The organism is Hymenobacter sp. DG01 (assembly GCF_006352025.1).
Lineage (GTDB): Bacteria > Bacteroidota > Bacteroidia > Cytophagales > Hymenobacteraceae > Hymenobacter.
The window spans coordinates 1,897,896-1,913,151 of the sequence record NZ_CP040936.1 but is presented as its reverse complement, the minus strand read 5'-3'; the positions used below and the strand labels follow the sequence as shown (position 1 = coordinate 1,913,151).

Sequence of the window (15,256 nt, the reverse complement as noted above, 5' to 3'; positions counted from 1 at the left end):
CAACCCATGACCGACACCCAACCCACCCTGCAAGCCGCCCTCAGCCAGGAGCTGCGCACCGAGCTGAAACTCACCCGCCGCCTGCTGGAGCGCGTGCCCACCGAGCAGTTCAGCTGGCAGCCCCACCCCAAGTCCATGAGCATTGGCGCGCTGGCTTCGCACATGGCCAACCTGGTAGGCTTCCTGGAATTGTCCCTTACGGGGCCGGAAACGGAGGTGACCACCGTGCAGATGCCCCAGGGCGAGAATACCGACGCGGTGTTAAGCCGCTTTGATGTGAACAGCGAAAACATCCACAAGGCGCTGGAGCAGGTAGATGACGCTACCTTCCATGGCAGCTGGTCGTTGCGCCGGGGCGAGCAGGTGCTCATGACGCTGCCCCGCGCCGCCGTGGCCCGCACCATGGTGCTCAACCACCTCATCCACCACCGCGGTCAACTGTCGGTGTACTTGCGCCTGCTTGATATTCCGGTGCCTGCCATCTACGGCGGCTCCGCCGATGAAGGCCCGGTGCGCGGATAGCACAGTCTAGCAGAGTAATAAAGCTTAGTAATATATAGCTAATATGTTGTATATTACTAAGCTTTATTGTTCTTGATATAAAAGCCTGTGTATGACTGTGCTGGCAGCTTCCCAAATTTGGCGCTTTCTGGCGGCCGCCAGTTATACATTGCTAGGCATGGCTTTCTGTGTTAGCGCGCAGGCACCGGTACTTGATGCCAGCTTTCAGCCCACCCAGGTGTGGCAGGAAACGGCCGGAACGCGCGTGAATGGTGTACTTAACGCCATTGTGCGGCAACCCGATGGCAAGTATGTAATAGGCGGCGTATTCACCGAAATCAACGGGGTGCCGGCTAATAACCTGGCCCGACTACTGCCCGACGGCACCGTGGACGCTGCCTTTACGGCTGCTAGTGCCACCAACGGTCCGGTACTGGCGCTGGTATTGCAAGCTAGCGGCAGAATTGTAGTTGGTGGCTCATTCTCATAGCTATCGGGCAGCAGACGCCTGGCTATAGGCCGCCTGCTCACTACAGGAGCCGTTGATAATACTTTCACGCCTCCTTCCACAGAGCTAGTCAACGCAACCGCTACGGTATATAGCTTGGCTATACAGCCAGATGGTCGTATTCTGCTGGGTGGCTATTTTAGTGTCCGGGGTGGCACCACCAGGCAACTGCTCGACCGCCTCGATGGGGGCACTGGTCAGCCTGACGCTGAATTTCAGCCGTATCAGACCGTTAACTCCGGCGTTTACTCCCTGCTGCTACTGCCTAACGGCAAAATAGTGGTGGGTGGGGCTGTATTCTCCTACCAGCAAGGCACCTTGCTGACTCAACTAAACTCCAACGGTTCGCCGGACAACAGCTTCACCAGCCTGGGCAACAGCTACACATCAGAAATCAGGGCGTTGACTGCCGATGAAGCGGGTAACATTTACGCCGCCGGGTTATACAACAGCGCCGGCAGCGGCCACCCTTTCCTGCGCCGCTTACGGCCCAACGGCACCACAGATGCTTCCTTTGACTATCGGGGCAATCAGCTGAATACCATGAGAGCCCTCTGGATGCAGCCCAATGGCCGCCTCCTGACAGGCGGCCTCCTAACGGAGCGAATCATGCCCACAGGGGCGCTGGATGCCAGCTTCCAGTCAAAAGACACGCCTCAGGCAGCTAGAAGCCCTCATAACAACCGCGGTATCAATAGTTTATTAGTGCAACCCGACTGTGCGATACTGGTAGCGGGTTCTTTGCAGCATCCTGGGCTGAACTACATAGCGTCTCTGGTACGGCTGCGCGATGCCAACGTATTGCAGGCGAGCCCATCCGTTGCAGAATCCGGCACCAGTGCCTGGCCCGTCCCGAGCCGCCAAGTACTTCACCTAAGCCTAGATGCATCCAGCGCCCCCCAAAGGGTGCAAGTGCTCGATGCACTGGGCCGGCCCGTGCTGACGCTACTGCAGCCTAAATCGGCGCTTACTGTGCCCCTAACAGGGCTGGCTGCCGGTGTTTACCATGTGCAAGTGCACTACGCCAAGGCTAGTCCAGTGGTCCGGCGCATCGTAATACAAGACTAGTGTAAACAAAAGCAGTAGCGCCAGACAACCTATGGAAGTGCTGCCTCACGCTACTGCTAGTAAATCAGTTATCCTTTAGGCAGTTACCTTCATTACTTCCCGCCGAAAACCCGCTCACCGGCAATCCAGGTTTGCTGCACTTTGGCGCCGCGCAGTTTCTCCTTAGGAGCTTGCAGCAGGTCGAGGTCGAGGATAACGAAGTCGGCGGCCATGCCGGGGCGAATGCTACCCTTCTGCTTGTCCTCAAAGGCGGCGTGCGCGGCCCAAGTGGTCATGCCGCGCAGGGCATCTTCGCGGCTCAGGGCGTTTTCCATCTGGAAGCCCTGGGCAGGGTAGTTCTTGGCATCCTGGCGGGCTACGGCCGAGTGGAAGCCGAATAGCGGGTTGATGTCTTCCACTGGGAAGTCGGAGCCCAGGGCTACCTGCCCATACTGCTTGCGCAGGTCGTTGAAGGCGTAGGCGGTTTTGAGGCGCTCGGCGCCCAGCCGTTCCCCGGCCCAGTACATATCAGAAGTAGCGTGGGTGGGCTGCACCGAGGGCACAATGCCGTACTGTCCGAACTTGGCCACATCTTCCCGGCTGACTACCTGGGCGTGCTCAATACGCCAGCGCCGGTCCTTCTGGCCCTTCAGCGCCTCGCCGTAAATATCCAGCAGCAGGCGGTTGCTGGAGTCGCCGATGGCGTGGGTGTTCATCTGAAATTTGCTGGCCGCCAGCTCCCTGGCCAGATTGCGGAAATCGGCCACCGACGAAAGCAGGAAGCCGGTTTCCTTGGGTCGGTCGGAGTAGGGGTGAATCAGGCAGGCCCCGCGGGAGCCCAGAGCCCCATCGGCGTACACCTTAAAGGAGCACACCGTGAGGCGGTCCTTGAACACGGGGCCGTTCTTGAGGTAATAGTCCTTGTTTTCCTTAGTGGGCCCGAGCATGGCGTAGAGGCGCACTTTCAGCTTGCCTTGCTGCTGCAAGCCATCAATGCGGTCCACGTTGGCTTTTTCCAGGCCGGCATCGGCCATGCTGGTGAGGCCCACGGCCACGCAGCGTTTTTGGGCTTCGAGCAGGGCAGCTTCGGCCTCGGCGGCGGTTGGCTCCGGAATCTTGCCTGACACCAGCCGTACGGCATTATCGACCAGCAAACCAGTGAGCTTGCCGGCAGCATCCTTCGTAATGGTACCCCCGCTGATAGGCGTGCGGGCCGTTACGCCGGCCAAGTCCAGGGCCTTTTGGTTCACCAGGGCTGCGTGCCCATCAACCCGGATAATGAAAACGGGCGTGTTAGGGAACAGCGCGTCCAGGGTGTCTTTGGTCGGGAATTGCTTGCTGGGCCAGTCGTTCTGGTCCCAGCCGCGGCCGGTAAGCCAAGCAGCCTGCGGGTATTGCTGGCGCTGCTGCTGGAGCTTCTGTACTACCTCCTTCCAGGAGCCGGTACCCACCAAATCGGCATCGCGCAGGCCCAGGGCGTAGCGGTAGAAGTGGCAGTGAGCATCATAGAAGCCGGGGTAGATAAACTGGCCCTGGGCATCCACTTCCTGCTCCGCCTGAAACTTGCCGCGCAGCTCATCGGCCGTGCCTACCCCTACAAACCTGCCATCCCTCACGGCAAATGCCTGCGTCTTGCTGAAGGCCGAATCGACGGTGTACACGGTGGCGTTGTACACCAGCAGGTCGGCGGTCTGGCGAGAGGTAGTCTGGCAGGCGGTAAAGCTCCCCAGAAGCAGGGGCAGCGCCAGCAACGGGCGGAAACGTGGGGTCATATAGATGGAAATGGTTGTGGTGAGGCAGAGTCGGGATTTACCGGCCGTGGGCTGCAAGTTGAGGTAGAAATTCGAATGTTGGTAGGGTGCGGGGCTTGTTCCCGCTTGGGTCCGGGGCGTTATGCTTTCTACTGTTTTGCTTTCGTAGAGCCCTAAACTGTTCCTTGGCGCGGCCGGCGGCCGGGAACAAGCCCCGCGCCCTACCCCACGAAAAAGCCCCAACCCTGAGTAGGGTTGAGGCTTTTCGTAGGGGTAGCAAATGCTTTACTCGAAGCGCATGTGCTTCACCGATTCGCCGGAGTTTTTCAGCTCTAGCAGCGACTCAATACCAATTTGCAGGTGCGAGGTCACGAAGTCGGCGGTTACTTTCTTGTCGCTCTCGGAGGTTTTCACGCCTTCGGGCGTCATCGGGTTATCTGATACCAGCAGCAGAGCACCGTGAGGAATTTCGTTGACGAAGCCTACGGTGAAGATGGTAGCTGTTTCCATATCCACAGCCATAGCCCGGATCTGGCGCAGATACTCCTTGAAGTTCTCGTCGTGCTCCCACACGCGGCGGTTGGTGGTGTACACGGTGCCAGTCCAGTAGTCCTTCTCGTGCTTCTTGATCATGGAAGACACAGCGCGCTGCAGGCGGAAGGAGGGCAGGGCCGGAATCTCGGCGGGCAGGTAGTCATCGGAAGTACCCTCGCCCCGGATAGCTGCGATGGGCAGAATTAGGTCGCCGAGCTTGGTTTTGTTTTTCAAGCCGCCGCACTTGCCCAGGAACAAAGCTGCTTTGGGCTTGATGGCCGACAGCAGATCCATAACGGTAGCGGCCATGGGGGAGCCCATGCCAAAGTTGATAATGGTAATGCCGTTGGCCGTAGCCGTCTGCATGGGTTTGTCCAGGCCGCGTACTTCCACGCCGAACTGCTCGGCGAACATATGCACGTAGTTGATAAAGTTGGTCAGCAGGATGTACTGGCCAAACTCATCCAGCGGAACGCCGGTGTAGCGGGGCAACCAGTTCTCAACGATGTCGGCTTTGGTCTTCATAGGGTATGTCAAATATGTGTTGCTTGTGAAAAGGCTGCGCGAGCATCGGCCGCGGCAGGTTGCCGCCACCAGCTACGGGCAGCCGGAAAATTGGGGTACAAAAAAACCGTCGGGACCCAGAAAGCTGGGTGCGACGGTACGGGGCGAAAAGCGGGAGTAAGTACCCAGGGCCGTACCTTTGGAGGTGATGCAAGAGTTGAACCTGCCGCCTTTCGAGTACAAAGTTACACAATCCAGCGAAAATTTGCTAATCTGGGATGTTCTACGCCGCCGCAACGTGGTGCTTACGCCCGAAGAATGGGTACGTCAGCACGTAGTACATTACCTCATCAACCACCGCGGCTACCCCAAGGGTTTGTTGAGCCTGGAGCGCGGCCACCGCTACAACCAGCGCCAAAAACGCACCGACCTAGTGGCCTTGGATGCCCACGGCCAGCCGCTCTTGCTGGTGGAATGCAAAGCTCCCTCCGTGCCCATTACTGCCGCAGTAGCCCTGCAGGCCGCCACCTACAACCAAACTATCGGGGCCCCACTGCTGCTACTTTCTAATGGCCTCAGCCACTTCTGCTGGCGCGTTGATTTTGCCGCGCGCACCAATGAGCGCCTGCTGGAAGTGCCGAGATATGGTGAATGAGTGATGTGTCATGGCGAGCGGAGCGAAGCCATCTTTCCTCTCTTCTGTGACAAGCCTAGTAAACAGACAAGCCCCTGACGCTAGTACAGTCGTCAAGGGCTTGTCACGTTTCGAGGGGGTAGGGCGTTGGTTAGGACGGATGGCCTCGTCGTGCCTCCTCGCCCTGACACTGCATCGACTACTTGTATAAGCTGTTATCGGCCAGACCGTTCAGAAAGAACTGCACGCAGGCTTTCAACTCGTTGCCGTACTCTTGCAGCTTCTCGGGGTTGGGGGTGGCAAGGGGGGTAGGGGAGAGTTGATGATTGGCGTAGGGGTAGAGGCGCACTTGGTTGTCCACCGTCAGCTCCGTCACGAAATCAGAGTGGACCAGAAAGTAGCTGCCTCCGCTCAGGAACAGGGCCCGGCCGGGAGTGGCAGTGTCAAACACCGAGTAGCCAAAAGGCAGCAGCCGACCCTGCGCGGGTACCCCCAGGTAGTCGAGGATGGTAGCCGGCACATCGGCTTGCTGGGTGATGCGCTGGGGGTTAGCTGCCGGCAGCTGCCGGCCGGGGTGGAAGAGCAGCAGCGGGGTTTTGTAGGAGCCCAGCGTGTTTTGGTAGTCAGGCCGCAGGGTTTGGGAAGTGTGGTCGGCGAGCAGGATGAACAGCGTGTTGCGGTACCAGGGCTGCCGTGCGGCCTCCCGGAAAAACTGGCGTAGGGCAAAATCGGTGTACCGGATGGAGGCGTGAATAGGCAGCTGCCCCGGCGTAAACCGGCTTTTGTACTGGGCCGGCACAGGAAACGGCTCGTGCGAGGTAAGCGTGAACACCGTGGAGAAAAACGGCTGCTTCTGCCGGCTTAGCTGCCGGGCGAAGTACTGGAGGTAGGGCTCATCAAAAATGCCCCAATGCCCGTCGTAATCGGGGCTTTTAGCGCCGCCGGGGTATTCCTGCAGACCGTAATACTGCTGCATCCCAATGATACCTGCAAAGGTATTAAAGCCCATGGTTCCGTTCTGGGCCCCATGAAACACGGAGGTAGCGTAGCCTGCCCGGCCCAGCAGCTCGCCCAGGCCGTGCAGCTCATCGGTCTGGAAGTTGGAGGTGATGAAGGGGCTTTCCATGAGGGAAGGCAAGCCGGCCAGCACCGCCGGCAGGGCCTCAATGGAGCGGCGGCCGTTGGCGTAGTGGTGCCGGAAGAGCAGGCCCTGAGTGGCCAGGGAATCAAAGAATGGCGTGTAGCCCTGCCCGCCGTTTTCAATGCCATTGTACTCCGAGGCGAAGCTTTCCACCAGCAACACCACCACGTTGTCGCGCGGGGCGTTGGGGCGGGCCTCCGGCTGATGCGCGGCCAAAGCCGCACGCAGGGCCTCGGCGGAAGCAAAGTAGTTGCGCCGCTCGGGGGGCTGATAGCCCAGGCTTTTCAGGAAAGTAAAGGTGCTGTTGAGCGTGACGTGGCCCAGGATGGGCGGGGCCTGCACGAAGGCGTGACCGGTGCGCAGGGGCTTCAACTGAAACCCGCCCCGAATACCGAGGACCGTCAGGCCCGCCACCAGCACAAATGCCAGCCCTGGCCGCCACCACTGCCGGGGGGCTACCCCCCGAGTTGCCACGAAGGCTTCGGGCCGCGGCATGGGGTAGGCGTACCACAGCAGCCCGAACAAGACCACAAACGGAATCAGCAGAAACCAGTAGTGCCCCACCAACTGCCCGGCCTGCCGCTGAATGTCGCCGGTAATGGTGAACAGTTCGTTACTGGTTCGGCGGCCAATAAACTTAAAGTATTGCGTGTCAATCAGGTTAAGTGCTATGCCCGTTGCGTTTAACGTGAGATACACGCCCCGCACCAGCTTCTGCCACGGGCGGCCCGCAGAGGGCACCAACGACAGCACCACAAACGGCAGATTCAGCAGCAGCAACCCCGCTATATCAAACCGCAACCCGTACACAAATGCCCACGCCACCTGCTCTCCCGTTGCTTCCTGGAACACAGCGTAGTTGGCCCAGTAAAAGCCCAGCCTTAGGAGCGTGTAAATCCCTAGCAGCAGCGCAAACCGCCGCACCAGCAGGCGCAGAAACAAAGAAGGCATAGTGGGTACTAAGTAAAGAGCAAAGCAAAGGGGGCAAGCTGCTGCATAGCAAGAATACTGGTTGTCATCCTGAGGCGGCGCCGAAGGGCCTTTACCGCGTCGCTCGGACGATTGAAGTAGTCAGGCAGTAGAGGTCCTTCGGCGCCACCTCAGGATGACAGTGCCATTTAAGCCCCTTCAATGCTATGCAGAAATGAAGCGCCTACCTAGAGAGGCTTCAGGCGCACCTGCTGCCCGTCGGGAAGGTTTTTGATCTGCCGGTAGAAGTCGGCCAGCCAGGCCAGACGGTCCGCGGCGGGCACGGGCTTGGCGGTTGGCCGGTTTTTGCTGGTGGTAGCAATGCACACTGGTGGATGCAAGCTTAGCAGGTGCCCCGGTTTCAGAACGCCGCCGCCCTGCTGGAAGATGCGCAATGGCTCCATGCCCAGGGCATCAAGCGGAAACCTCTCGGCCCCAAACAGGAAGTGTTTGAAGTCCACCTCTAAGTCGGCCAGCTCCCCGGTTTCGGTATCCAGGAACAGCACCGCGTCGCCGCGCAGCAAAAACTGGTTGCCCACGCAGTCCTGCGCGAACGGAATGTCGGTTTCCTCCACCTCATCGTAAGTGCGCCAGAAGGCCTGCTCGCCCTGCAAGGCTTCAGCCAGGGAATGCCAGGTAGGCTCCGCTACGCAGCCCCGGATGTGGAGCCCGCCGAAGTAAGCTACCACCCCGTTTTGTTCGCGCAGGAAGCCTTGCAGGTAGGAAGGAAGGCGGGCAAAGCTCACTAAGTCGGTCAGCTCGCCGCCGGTATATAGAATGCCTCTCATAAGAAATAGCGCCAAGCTCCAGCTTTGCGTGTCAGGGTACGTTGGTCGTTGAACGAGGTATCTGCTGGCCGTTCACCGAGGCGCGAAGCTGGAGCTCCGCGCTACAGAAAAAGCCTTTCCGACCACCCGGCCGGAAAGGCTTTTCTATGTACTTCGGATGGATTACCGCTTAGGCTACGGCTACTTCCATTACCGATTCTACCGATTCCAGGGGCAGACCCCAGGCATCGGCCACGCCTTTGTACACCACTTTGCCGTTCACCACGTTCAGGCCGAGGCGCAGGGCCTCGTCGCGGCGGCAAGCCTCCTGCCAGCCCAGGTTTGCCAGTTTCACGGCGTAGGGCAGGGTAGCGTTGGTCAGGGCCAGGGTAGAGGTGTAAGGCACGGCACCCGGCATGTTGGCCACGCAGTAGTGCACGATGTCGTCGATGATGAAGGTGGGGTCTTCGTGGGTGGTGGGCTTGCAGGTTTCGATGCAGCCACCCTGGTCCACGGCCACGTCCACGAGCACGGTGCCGGGCTTCATGGTTTTGAGCATCTCGCGGGTGATGAGGTGCGGAGCCTTCGCGCCCGGAATCAGCACAGCACCCACAATCAGGTCGGCAGTCTTGATGGCTTCGCGAATGTTGTACTCGTTGGAGTACTGGGTCACCACGTTCTTGGGCATGATGTCGTCCAGCTCGCGCAGACGGTTCAGGCTGATGTCCATGATGGTGACGCGGGCACCCAGACCAGCGGCAATTTTAGCCGCTTGGGTTCCCACAATGCCGCCACCCAGCACCAGCACCTCAGCGGGCTTCACGCCGGGTACGCCACCCAGCAGAATGCCGCGGCCTTTCAGGGGCTTCTCCAGGTACTTAGCGCCTTCCTGCGGAGCCATGCGGCCGGCTACCTCGCTCATCGGGATGAGCAGGGGCAGGGCGCGCGAGGGCAGCTCCACGGTTTCGTAGGCCAGGCAGGTAGCCTTACGCTCAATCATGGCGTGGGTCAGCTCTTCGCTTGAGGCAAAGTGGAAGTAGGTGAATAGCAGCTGATTCTCCTTGATGAGAGGGTATTCCGAGGCAATCGGCTCCTTCACCTTCACAATCATTTCGGCCTTGGCGTACACTTCTTCAATGGTGGCGAGGATGGTAGCACCGGCTTGCTCATACTCGGCGTCGGAGAAGCCGCTGCCGTTGCCGGCAGTAGCCTGCACGAACACCTCGTGGCCATGCTTGCGGAATTCAGCTACGCCGGCGGGGGTCAGGCCTACGCGGTTTTCGTTGTTCTTAATTTCTTTCGGTACGCCGATAATCATGGCTCGAAGCAAGAGTGAAAGTGGGTGGATGGGTGTTGCCGGGAAAAGGCGGGGCAAAGATAAGGTGTAATTGTCATTGCGAGGCGGTAGCTGAAGCAATCCTTCCCGGCCAAATTGCTACCCCCTGAAATGTGACAAGCCCTTACCTCCGTGCTGGAAGTAAGGGCTTGCGGCTTTATCAGGCTGGGGGTACGAAACCCGTCACCTGTCACCTCATCACCTAAAATCACTTAAACGGCACCGAAGCGCCGCTTTCCTTTACCATGCTGCCGCCGTTCAGGTCCTGCACTACCTGGGCTTTCAGGGTCAGCTTGGTGTCGCCGTTCATGTCGTTGCTGGTGATGGTAACGGTTTCGGTTTGGGCGCCCAGCTTGCGCTGGTTGTACACCAGCTCTACCACCGCGCTCTGACCGGGCTTGATGGGCGAGGGTGCATTTTTATAGCCTACGCAATAGCACTGCGAGGTAATGGTGCCTAGCACCAGGTCCTGCTTGCCCGTATTTTTCACGGTGAAGCGTGCTACTGGCGACTGGCCGGCTTCCATTTTGCCAAAGTCGTGGGTGGTGCGGTCAACCGTCAGGCGGGCCGACTGAGCCAGCTGGGCCGGCGTCAATGAGGCCTTCACCTGGTCCTTGGTCAGCACGTTGCCTTTGATGGTGAGCACCGTGCTGGGGGTAGCGGCGTTGCTGGTCACCGTTACGGTTTTATTGAAGATGCCGGGGCGGCCGGCGCTGCTGTACACAGCCTTCACAATGCCGGTTTTGCCGGGCAGCACCGGGGTTTTCGTCCAGTCAGGGGTAGTGCAGCCGCAGCTGGCCTGCACGTTGGCGATGATAACGGGCTGGTTGCCCACGTTCCGGAAGCGGAACTCGTGGGTAGCCATGGTGCCCTCCGGCACGTTACCGAAATCATGCAGCTCCTGCTCGAACTTGAGCACGCCCTGAGCGTGCGCCGCCGAGGCTGCCAGCAGGGCAATCAGAAAGAAGAATACGTGTTTCATGGCAGTAGAGTAGGGTAGGAGGGTATGGGGGTAGGAGGGCGTGAGGGTATGGGAGTAGGAGTTGGGGAAGTAGGAGGGCGTGAGGCAAGCCGGTTCACCGTACGTTCCGACGCCTTGCCCCTAGCCCAAACACCCTTTTTTCAACTCCTGCCCCCATACCCTCACGCCCGCACACCCTCCCCAAAGATAGCCACAAAAACGCCTACCCCCGCATCAACGGTAAATCCGTACTTTTGGGGGCCTGCTTTCCGGGCAGCAGCTTCCCACCTCCACCAGTGTCCGGCTCCTAACTCCACCCGCCTCTTTCGTCTCTATGTCCACTGCCGAAACCGCCGCCGACGTGCAAACTAGCGTCGCCTCCCTCAGCAAAGAAGACCTGCTCCGCGACTACCGCCTGGGCTGGGAAAGCCGCCAGGCCTCCCTGGCTGGCCGCAAGGAAGTATTCATGGGTAAAGCCAAGTTCGGCATCTTCGGCGACGGCAAGGAAGTACCCCAGCTGGCCATGGCCCGCGCTTTCCGGGCCGGCGACTGGCGCTCGGGCTACTACCGCGACCAGACGTTTATGTTTGCTATCGGCGAGCTGACCCTGCAGCAGTACTTCGCCCAGCTCTATGCCCACCCCGACGTAGAAGCTGAGCCCTCCACGGCCGGCCGCGCCATGAACGGCCACTTCGGTACCCGTCACCTCGACGAGGACGGCAACTTCCGCAACTTGGCCCAGAGCAAAAATTCCTCCGCCGATATTTCGCCCACCGGCGGCCAGATGCCTCGCCTTGTGGGCCTGGCCTACGCCTCCAAGCTCTACCGCCAGAACCCCGAGCTGCACCAGTTTTCGCAGTTTTCGGTGAATGGCAATGAGGTAGCTTTTGGTACCATCGGCAACGCCAGCACCTCGGAAGGTATGTTCTTCGAGGCCATCAATGCCGCCGGTGTACTCCAGATTCCTATGCTCGTCAGCGTCTGGGACGACCACTATGGCATTTCGGTTCCCGCTGAGTATCAGACAACCAAGCAGAATATCAGCGAAATTCTGAAAGGCTTCCAGCGGGAAGGCGAGGGCCAGGAGGGCTTCGAAATTTTCCGGGTGAAAGGCTGGGACTACGCCGGCCTGGTGGATACCTACCAGCGCGCCGCTGAGGTGTGCCGCACCCAGCACGTTCCCGTGCTCATTCACGTACAGGAAGTTACTCAGCCCCAGGGCCACAGCACCAGCGGCTCGCACGAGCGCTACAAGAGCAAAGACCGCCTCTCGTGGGAAGAAGAGCACGACTGCCTGCGCAAAATGCGCGAGTGGCTGCTGCAGGAAGGCCACGCCTCCGAGCAGGAACTCGACCAGATTGAAAACGAGGCCAAGGAAACCGTGAAGGTAGCCCGCGCCGCCGCCTGGAACAGCTTCTTCAACCCCATCAAGCAGGAGCGCGACGAGGTAGTGCAGCTGCTCAATAAGCTTGTGGCCGAAACTGGCCGCGAAAACAGCCTGCACGAGCTGGTAGAAACCCTGGAGCACAACTCGGCACCCATCCGGGCCGACCTGGTGCGCACCGTGCGCCGCGCCCTGCGCCAGGTACGCGGCCAGCGCAGCGCCGCCCGTCGCGACCTACAGAACTGGTTGGAGCAGGCCCTGGCCGAAAACGCCGACCGCTACAACTCCTACCTCTTCAGCCAGAGCGAAGCGGCAGTAGGCAACATCGAAGAAGTGCCCGCCAAGTTCGAGGCCAACGCCCCCCAGGTAGATGCCCGCGAGGTGCTGCAGGCCTGCTTCGACGCCAACTTCCAGCGCGACCCCCGCATTTTCGCCATTGGCGAGGACGTGGGCCGCATCGGCGACGTGAACCAGGCCTTCGCCGGTCTGCAGGAGAAATTTGGTGAGCTGCGCGTGACCGATACGGGTATTCGGGAGTGCACCATCGTGGGGCAGGGCATTGGCGCGGCCATGCGCGGCCTGCGACCCATCACCGAAATCCAGTACCTCGACTACCTACTCTACGCCATCCAGATTCTCTCCGACGACGTGGCCCCGCTGCAGTACCGCACCAAGGGCGGCCAGAAGTCCCCGCTGATTGTGCGCACCCGTGGGCACCGGCTGGAAGGCATCTGGCACAGCGGCTCACCCATCCAAATGATTCTGGGCTCTATCCGGGGCATGCACCTGTGTGTGCCGCGCAACATGACCCAGGCCGCTGGTTTCTACAATACACTGCTGCGCTCCGATGAGCCCGCCATCGTGATTGAGTGCCTGAACGGCTACCGCCTCAAGGAGCGCATCCCCAGCAACGTGGGCGAGTTCACCCTACCCCTCGGCCGGCCCGAAACCCTGAAGAAAGGCGAGGACCTGACGATTGTGACCTACGGCTCTATGTGCCGCATCGTGCAGGACGCCGCCAAGCAGCTCGAGGAAGTAGGCATCAACGTGGAAATCATTGACGTGCAGACCCTGCTGCCCTTCGACGTGGACCACGTAATTGCCGATTCCCTGCAGCGCACCAACCGCGTACTGTTCGCCGACGAGGACGTGCCCGGCGGCGCTACTGCCTACATGATGCAGCAGGTGCTGGATGAGCAGCAGGCCTACCGCTTCCTTGACTCGCAGCCGCGCTGCCTTTCGGCCCAGGCCCACCGCCCGCCCTACGGCTCCGACGGTGACTATTTCAGCAAGCCCAACGCCGAGGACGTGTTCGACGCCGTGTACGAAATCATGCAGGAGGCCGACCCCAAGCGCTTTCCGGCCATCTACTAGGTAGCAAAAAAGCAGCCGGCTCCGGCACTTGCCTCACAACCATGAGGCAGGCGCCGGAGCCGGCTGCTAAGCTACATAGGGGTGTCCTTACCGGGTGGCTATCGGGTCGGTGATGATTTCGTTGCTTTCGTGCAGGGCCCGATCAACGATCCGGACCTTGAAGCGCACCATAATCTGGGCCGGCAAATCGGGCTTGATTACCCGCAGCGTGCCCTGGGTGATGGTCAGGCCGAAGGTGAGGTCGCCGCGCAGGGGCGTTTTGCGGCCGCCCTGGGCCTCGGGTGAGAGGCGGGGGTAGCGGCTGTTGTAGTCCAGAGTACCCAGGGGCAGATCCACGAAGTTGCCGTTGCTTTCCTGCACCTGCATGGTCATGAAGTAGTTGTTGTAATACTTGTTGAGCTGGTTGTTCTGATCCAGCCGGCTATAAGGGTAGCCCGTATCACTGTTGTCCAGCCCCAGGTCGCCGTCGCCGTCCTTGAAGGAGATGGTCACGGAAACGGTATCGTAGGAGCCGGTGGACTTCACAATCCGGGACGATTCTATCTTCTTAAAGGAAATCTCCGGCGTGTCGGGGTAGTCGGGTGGGCTGACGCAGGAGGCAATTCCGGCTCCCAGCAAAACCACCAGGGCCACATAGCAGAGCGTACGAAGTATGATCATAAGAGGGAGAAGAACGAGGTGAAGAAACGGCCCCACTGGGGGAAGGTACAACATCTCAACGAACGAAGTACGGCCCGCATTGTTCTATTCTTCCGCTAACCCCGCACTCTTGGAATGAGTTTCCGCACCGAATACCTGCACCAGCTCCCGCACCTGACGGCGGCCACCGCCGAGGCGGCCGCCCTGCAATTATTTGCCTACCAGGCCCGGCATTGCCCGCCTTACCGCGCGTACCTGGCCGCCTTGGGTTGCCAGCCAGATCAGGTGCAGCGGCTGGCGGATATCCCGTTCCTACCCATTGAGTTTTTCAAAACCCACGAGGTGCGCACCGACGGGGCCGAGTGGGAGCCGCAGGAAGTGTTTCTGAGCAGCGGCACCACCCAGCAGCAGCGCAGCCACCACTACGTCCGCGACCCGCAGCTGTACCGCCAGCACGCGGCCCGCATCTTTGAACACTACTACGGCCCGCTTTCTGGCTGGACGGTGCTGGCTTTGCTACCCTCGTATCTGGAGCAAGGCCAGTCGTCGTTGGTGGCTATGGTCGATTATTTCGCCCAAGTTTCGGGGCAGCGGCAGCCGGCTTTCTTTCTGCACGACCACGCGGCGTTGCTGGCGGCTCTGCGCGAAGCCAAGCAGGATACCAGCCGCCGGGTGCTGCTGATGGGGGTGAGCTACGCCCTGCTGGACCTGGCCGCCGAGTACGCCGGCGACCCAGCCCTGCTGGGCCTGACGGTGCTGGAAACTGGGGGCATGAAGGGCCGCCGTCGCGAAATGATACGGGAGGAGTTGCACGCCGAGCTGCAACAGGCTTTCGGACCGGCCGGCATTCACTCTGAGTACGGCATGACGGAGCTGCTGGGCCAGGCCTACAGCTTCGGCGACGGCCGTTTCCACGCCCCGCCCCAGCTGCAAGTGCTCCTGCGCGACCCTTCTGACCCGTTTTCGGTGTCGGCCACCAGGGCTAGTGGCGCCATTAACGTCATCGACCTAGCTAACGTGGACTCCTGCGCCTTTATCGAAACCAAGGACTTGGCCCGCATGCACCCCGATGGCTCATTTGAAGTGCTCGGCCGCCTCGATAACTCCGATATCAGGGGGTGCAACCAGATGGTATAAGGGGCCGAGAGGTAGTGTCATTGCGAGGATGCAGGACGAGGCAATCCATCCTTTACGAAGAACTGCCCC

13 protein-coding genes are annotated in these 15,256 nt (G+C 60.2%); 6 read left to right on the top strand and 7 right to left on the bottom strand.

Translation table 11 applies throughout. The annotated features are described in order from the left end of the window. The first annotated feature begins 6 nt into the window (after positions 1-6). From FGZ14_RS08145 to FGZ14_RS08135, 3 genes are all read left to right on the top strand, one after another. On the top strand, positions 7-522 hold the full coding sequence (locus tag FGZ14_RS08145) for a DinB family protein (RefSeq protein ID WP_139923145.1): 516 nt from the start codon (positions 7-9) through the stop codon (positions 520-522). A 157-nt stretch (positions 523-679) separates the two neighbouring features. Further along, positions 680-991, top strand: a complete 312-nt coding sequence (locus FGZ14_RS08140) for a delta-60 repeat domain-containing protein (protein ID WP_180754536.1) — start codon at positions 680-682, stop codon at positions 989-991. A 114-nt stretch (positions 992-1,105) separates the two neighbouring features. Beyond that, positions 1,106-2,077 (top strand): T9SS type A sorting domain-containing protein, encoded by a 972-nt coding sequence (locus tag FGZ14_RS08135; RefSeq protein WP_139923142.1) that lies wholly within the window; start codon positions 1,106-1,108, stop codon positions 2,075-2,077. Between the two features lie 92 nt (positions 2,078-2,169). On the opposite strand, the gene FGZ14_RS08130 is transcribed toward FGZ14_RS08135, so the two are convergent. Further along, on the bottom strand, positions 2,170-3,828 hold the full coding sequence (locus FGZ14_RS08130) for an amidohydrolase (protein WP_139923140.1): 1,659 nt from the start codon (positions 3,826-3,828) through the stop codon (positions 2,170-2,172). 264 nt (positions 3,829-4,092) lie between these two features. Beyond that, entirely contained in the window at positions 4,093-4,866 is a 774-nt protein-coding gene (locus FGZ14_RS08125; RefSeq protein WP_110977383.1) for an AMP nucleosidase, read from the bottom strand. 244 nt (positions 4,867-5,110) lie between these two features. Between FGZ14_RS08125 and FGZ14_RS08120 the strand changes: the two genes are divergently transcribed. Continuing rightward, positions 5,111-5,500 (top strand): type I restriction enzyme HsdR N-terminal domain-containing protein, encoded by a 390-nt coding sequence (locus FGZ14_RS08120; protein ID WP_308217175.1) that lies wholly within the window; start codon positions 5,111-5,113, stop codon positions 5,498-5,500. Positions 5,501-5,678: 178 nt separating this feature from the next. On the opposite strand, the gene FGZ14_RS08115 is transcribed toward FGZ14_RS08120, so the two are convergent. The 4 genes from FGZ14_RS08115 to FGZ14_RS08100 form a co-directional block, all read right to left on the bottom strand. Next, positions 5,679-7,571 (bottom strand): LTA synthase family protein, encoded by a 1,893-nt coding sequence (locus FGZ14_RS08115; protein ID WP_139923135.1) that lies wholly within the window; start codon positions 7,569-7,571, stop codon positions 5,679-5,681. A gap of 206 nt (positions 7,572-7,777) precedes the next feature. Next, the gene (locus tag FGZ14_RS08110; RefSeq protein ID WP_139923133.1) at positions 7,778-8,377 is read right to left on the bottom strand and encodes an SMI1/KNR4 family protein; all 600 of its coding nucleotides are present in this window, start codon (positions 8,375-8,377) and stop codon (positions 7,778-7,780) included. 169 nt (positions 8,378-8,546) lie between these two features. Further along, positions 8,547-9,674 (bottom strand): alanine dehydrogenase, encoded by a 1,128-nt coding sequence (gene ald / locus FGZ14_RS08105; protein WP_139923131.1) that lies wholly within the window; start codon positions 9,672-9,674, stop codon positions 8,547-8,549. A 226-nt stretch (positions 9,675-9,900) separates the two neighbouring features. Next, the gene (locus FGZ14_RS08100) at positions 9,901-10,674 is read right to left on the bottom strand and encodes a DUF1573 domain-containing protein (protein WP_139923129.1); all 774 of its coding nucleotides are present in this window, start codon (positions 10,672-10,674) and stop codon (positions 9,901-9,903) included. Between the two features lie 313 nt (positions 10,675-10,987). On the opposite strand from FGZ14_RS08100, the gene FGZ14_RS08095 reads away from it, so the two are divergent. After that, entirely contained in the window at positions 10,988-13,411 is a 2,424-nt protein-coding gene (locus tag FGZ14_RS08095; RefSeq protein WP_139923126.1) for a thiamine pyrophosphate-dependent enzyme, read from the top strand. Positions 13,412-13,498: 87 nt separating this feature from the next. On the opposite strand, the gene FGZ14_RS08090 is transcribed toward FGZ14_RS08095, so the two are convergent. Further along, the gene (locus FGZ14_RS08090) at positions 13,499-14,071 is read right to left on the bottom strand and encodes a hypothetical protein (RefSeq protein WP_139923124.1); all 573 of its coding nucleotides are present in this window, start codon (positions 14,069-14,071) and stop codon (positions 13,499-13,501) included. 114 nt (positions 14,072-14,185) lie between these two features. Between FGZ14_RS08090 and FGZ14_RS08085 the strand changes: the two genes are divergently transcribed. After that, positions 14,186-15,187: an acyl transferase gene (locus FGZ14_RS08085; protein ID WP_139923122.1), complete on the top strand. Its 1,002-nt coding sequence runs from the start codon at positions 14,186-14,188 to the stop codon at positions 15,185-15,187. Positions 15,188-15,256 lie beyond the last annotated feature (69 nt).

Bases quoted from the DNA above. Each gene is read 5' to 3' on its own strand.
- FGZ14_RS08140 (WP_180754536.1), top strand. From the start codon at position 680: ATGGCTTTCTGTGTTAGCGCGCAGGCACCGGTACTTGATGCCAGCTTT.
- ald (WP_139923131.1), bottom strand. From the start codon at position 9,674: ATGATTATCGGCGTACCGAAAGAAATTAAGAACAACGAAAACCGCGTA.
- FGZ14_RS08090 (WP_139923124.1), bottom strand. From the start codon at position 14,071: ATGATCATACTTCGTACGCTCTGCTATGTGGCCCTGGTGGTTTTGCTG.
- FGZ14_RS08095 (WP_139923126.1), top strand. From the start codon at position 10,988: ATGTCCACTGCCGAAACCGCCGCCGACGTGCAAACTAGCGTCGCCTCC.
- FGZ14_RS08110 (WP_139923133.1), bottom strand. From the start codon at position 8,377: ATGAGAGGCATTCTATATACCGGCGGCGAGCTGACCGACTTAGTGAGC.
- FGZ14_RS08125 (WP_110977383.1), bottom strand. From the start codon at position 4,866: ATGAAGACCAAAGCCGACATCGTTGAGAACTGGTTGCCCCGCTACACC.
- FGZ14_RS08100 (WP_139923129.1), bottom strand. From the start codon at position 10,674: ATGAAACACGTATTCTTCTTTCTGATTGCCCTGCTGGCAGCCTCGGCG.
- FGZ14_RS08085 (WP_139923122.1), top strand. From the start codon at position 14,186: ATGAGTTTCCGCACCGAATACCTGCACCAGCTCCCGCACCTGACGGCG.
- FGZ14_RS08145 (WP_139923145.1), top strand. From the start codon at position 7: ATGACCGACACCCAACCCACCCTGCAAGCCGCCCTCAGCCAGGAGCTG.
- FGZ14_RS08115 (WP_139923135.1), bottom strand. From the start codon at position 7,571: ATGCCTTCTTTGTTTCTGCGCCTGCTGGTGCGGCGGTTTGCGCTGCTG.
- FGZ14_RS08130 (WP_139923140.1), bottom strand. From the start codon at position 3,828: ATGACCCCACGTTTCCGCCCGTTGCTGGCGCTGCCCCTGCTTCTGGGG.